Source organism: Moorena sp. SIO3I6 (genome assembly GCF_010672095.1).
The window spans coordinates 1-3,886 of sequence record NZ_JAAHHU010000398.1; the positions used below are offsets into that span (position 1 = coordinate 1).

Below are 3,886 nucleotides of genomic sequence, written 5' to 3' on the forward strand. Positions count from 1 at the left end.
CCCCGTTTTATTCCAGTCATTGGATTTATTAAAGGAGCTAATAGTTCTAGATGAGAGTTGGTATTAATCCTGAAAACTTGCTCGAAAAGAGTGCCCTTGCCTTGGGGCAAGTACCCCAACCTGCGATCGAAACTCAAGCCTGCCTGATTCTAGCCCGATCTCTTATAGCAGCAACACAGCTAGGTGTGTTTGAAGCCCTAGGGTCAAGTTCACTTTCAGCCGAAGAGATTGCTGGGCGGTGTAATCTCAACAAGCATGCCTTAACCCAGCTTTTAGATGCTCTTGTTGCTACAGATTACCTTGCCAAGCAGAAGGAGTGCTATACCTTGGCTCCAGTTGCCCGTAAATGGCTACTAAGTGAGAATGAGTCGTCACTTTACGATTACACCATTAGCCGAGTTTTGGCGTGGGAATGGCTCACCCACTTAGAAGAGTTCATCCGCACTGGAGAGCCTTTGAAATCTCACGATAAAATGTCCCCCCATCACTGGCAACTTTATCATCGGGGTATGCGCTCAATCGCTAGCGTAGCTGCTTCTGAAGTAGTCCAATGCACACCTGTACCAACTGGTGCTCAGAAAATGCTAGATGTTGGTGGCTCTCACGGCTATTTGTCAGTAGCCCTCTGCCGCCGCTACCCTGACCTTAAAGCCGTCATCCTCGATTTACCTGAGGGCATTGAATATGCAGCACCGCTCCTGGCCGAGGAAGGCATGGGCGATCGCGTGGTTTATAAAGCTGGCAATGTTCTTACAGACGATCTAGGCACCAATGCTTATGACTTAATCTTTATGGCTAACCTAATACACCACTTTGATGAAAAAACCAATATTGAGCTATTTCAGCGTTTGGCTGAAGCTCTGCGACCTGGAGGCCATCTCGTCGTTCAGAAAACTATATTTCCTTCCAAACACGATGGACAACTGGGTACATTGGGGAATTTGTTTTTCTCTTTGACCAGTGCTGGTAGTAACTGGTCTTTCTCTGAGATAGCTCAATGGCAACAAAAGGCAGGTTTAGTTCCCCGCAAACCCATTGAGTTCCGACGAACACCAGCCACTGGTCAACAGGTGGCAGTAAAGCCCTAAGTCTGTTGGACGGACACACATATTAGTCATTATAGCAGTTCTCAAATTGAGAACTGCTATATATGTCTCTAATTACTAAAAAGTATTTATCATCAATAACTGGTATCTAAAACATGTTAAAGGTTTATTACCGAATTATTATTTCATGTTGGAAAACCTTTGGGATAAGCCACTGGTTTTTTTTATGGTTATTTCTGCCACCCTTAGCTTTTATTTTGGTTAGACTAACCCTGGCTTTAGATGAGATTTTCTTTTATAAGTATCGTGACATTAAAGTGGTGAAACCGATATTTATCATTGGACACCCTCGGAGTGGGACTACTTTCCTCCATCATTTATTAACCCAAACAGAAGAATTTACTACATTCAAAGCTTGGCATATTTTTGTTCCATCACTCACAGCTCGTATTTTAGCTAAGCCTCTGGTTGACTATTTAGTCAAACACAATCTAAACTCCCTGATACCTGATGATATTGGACATGGAATTTCTATTGATAGAGTAGAAGAAGAAGAACTATTATTCCTTCACCAAGCCGATACTCAGTTTGTCCTTTTAACCACACCCTTAGCCTTTGATGATCAGGAGCATCCAGAGCTTCGCTTCCATGATCAGCAACCAGCATCTCGTCGTCGAAGTTCAGTAAAATTTTTTGAAAGTTGTTTAAAGCGGCATATCTATTACACAGGGAAAAAACAAGTAATTGCGCAAATTCATTTTTCTACTCACCGCATTAACACATTGCTAGAAATATTTCCAGATGCCAAATTTATCTATTTAGTTCGTCCACCTCACGAAACAATTCCTTCTCATCTTTCCCTGGATCGAAATTTTCTGGATAACCAATGGGGTCTAAAAAATATACCACCCGATAAAATTCAACGATATGAGGAAAGGCGATATCGCTATAATGTAGAACTTTATCGCTATTTTTATCAGCTTCACAAAAATCAAGAAATTCCAGAAAGTAACGTCATGATTATGCCCTATAATTTATTACGCTATGATTTAAAAAAAGCTTTTGATAATATAGTAATGTTTACCGGAATTACTCCCAGCGATAAATTACAACACTCTATAAAAAAACAAGCGCAACAACAGACAAAATATAAACGCAAACATCGTGTCAAAAATATTGAAGAATTTAACTTAACAACAGAGCAGATTATGAAAGACCTTTCATTTGTTTATGAGGAGTACAATTTTGACAAGATCACCAATAGACTATAAATAACAATCAACAAATAACAATAAACGGAAACACTCAGCTGTCAGTTAACACGCTACTTGAAACGCTTACCGTACCAGATATCAGCAATTGATATAGCGATTGCCCCGCTATCTTAGGTAAATCTCGATCAGGGCTACTACAAGGAGAGTGGGAAGAGGGGAGGAAGGGCAAGAAATTTACTGTGTAGCTGATCCAACTGAAAACCGGTATATTGACCTAGAGAACATCCAGACAAGACTGGACAACTTGGAAAATTTGCAAAAAAGCTCAAGTAGAGACGTTATTATAACGTCTCTACTTGCTTTATTGACCAATCTTGCAGAACATTAGCTGTTTACATGGTCTTGATGCAATAGCGAGTGGCGCATGGGTCTGTGTGGGGAACTTCCTTCCGCACCTGTCTTGATGATGCAGTCGCTCATGGGGGAGACCCCTCCATGAAGGCACTGCCTCCCCAAGACTCCGCTGCATTGCTTCCGAAGCATGGGCGTTCTTCCGACGGCTGAATTGTGATCACCTACTGGAAACAATTTTTACTGCTCACAGCTGCAAGGATAATTCAGACTAAGACATTAACCAGCATCTTTACATGCCCAGGCTTCTTAGGAGAGTTTGCCACCTCAGCTTCTAGAAGGTCTGATTGCTTTTGCTCAAAACCCATGTTCAAAAGAAAAGTCTTTACTTGCTCATTCCGTGGACCTGAATGGAAAGGAGCAAGAATCCTCTTCAAATCCTTCTGAGTAGCAAAATCAAACATTGTGTATAAAAATGCTTCTTCTACTCCACGTCCTAGAGCACGACAACTCATTAGAAAAGTATCTAGAAGCAAAGATCCGTTTTCCGGTTTGAGAATCCCTACACCAACCAAACCATAATCACCAAAGCGGTCTTTAAGACTCAGTACCAAAATAGATGAAGATTTTTGAATCTCTTGAATTTCGGGCAAAGAACGGCGAATTAAAGACAAGTTAAACTGATTGGTTTTCTGGGTCAGTTGTGCTACCCGTGGCAAATCTCTTTCCTCCGCCAAGCGAATTTCGGCAACCAATTCTAAGGATTCTAGATAATTCTCAAGGTTGCTTACGCTTTGCTGAAAGTCTCGACGCTGTTGCTCCTGAACCATCAATTGTGTTCGGATCGTATCTTCGGCAGTAAGACTACGGGCATCAAAACACCAGAGCTTTGATAGAGTTTCAGCATAATATGCCGGATCCTTTGGCATGGGAACAACGGTTACCTCTGGAGTATTAGTCTCCACCTCAAGACGCTCGACCGGTGAATCATCCATAAACACAAAAGAATCCAAGCCTAAGTTTAATTCTTTAGCTAGTTCCCGCAAATTAGCTGATTTCTTCTGCCAGTTAATTCGATGACCAGCAATATCCCCTCGGCGAAGTATCATTTCAGGATGGTGTTCAAACACATTCCAGACATCCGCGTCTTCATTTTTGCTCACCAGCACTAGCAAAACACCGCCTTTTTTCAAATCTAGAACCATTTCCTGAAAAAGACGAAAACTACGACCCGGATAGTCGTTGCTCAATGCTAAACCATCAATGCCATCTTCG

General features: G+C 41.8%; 4 protein-coding genes. 3 read left to right on the forward strand and 1 reads right to left on the reverse strand.

Annotation, left to right across the window (positions count from 1 at the left end):
* Positions 1-50 precede the first annotated feature (50 nt).
* From F6K49_RS36735 to F6K49_RS36745, 3 genes are all read left to right on the forward strand, one after another.
* The gene (locus F6K49_RS36735) at positions 51-1,088 is read left to right on the forward strand and encodes a class I SAM-dependent methyltransferase (protein WP_075898288.1); all 1,038 of its coding nucleotides are present in this window, start codon (positions 51-53) and stop codon (positions 1,086-1,088) included.
* Between the two features lie 113 nt (positions 1,089-1,201).
* Positions 1,202-2,317 carry a sulfotransferase gene (locus tag F6K49_RS36740; protein WP_293104827.1) on the forward strand — a complete coding sequence of 372 codons (1,116 nt, stop codon included), beginning with the start codon at positions 1,202-1,204 and terminating at the stop codon, positions 2,315-2,317.
* Positions 2,318-2,677: 360 nt separating this feature from the next.
* Positions 2,678-2,824, forward strand: a complete 147-nt coding sequence (locus F6K49_RS36745; protein ID WP_158069499.1) for a hypothetical protein — start codon at positions 2,678-2,680, stop codon at positions 2,822-2,824.
* Positions 2,825-2,877: 53 nt separating this feature from the next.
* On the opposite strand, the gene F6K49_RS36750 is transcribed toward F6K49_RS36745, so the two are convergent.
* Positions 2,878-3,886: HAD family hydrolase (locus F6K49_RS36750; protein ID WP_293104831.1), on the reverse strand; the 1,009-nt coding region annotated here is incomplete at its 5' end.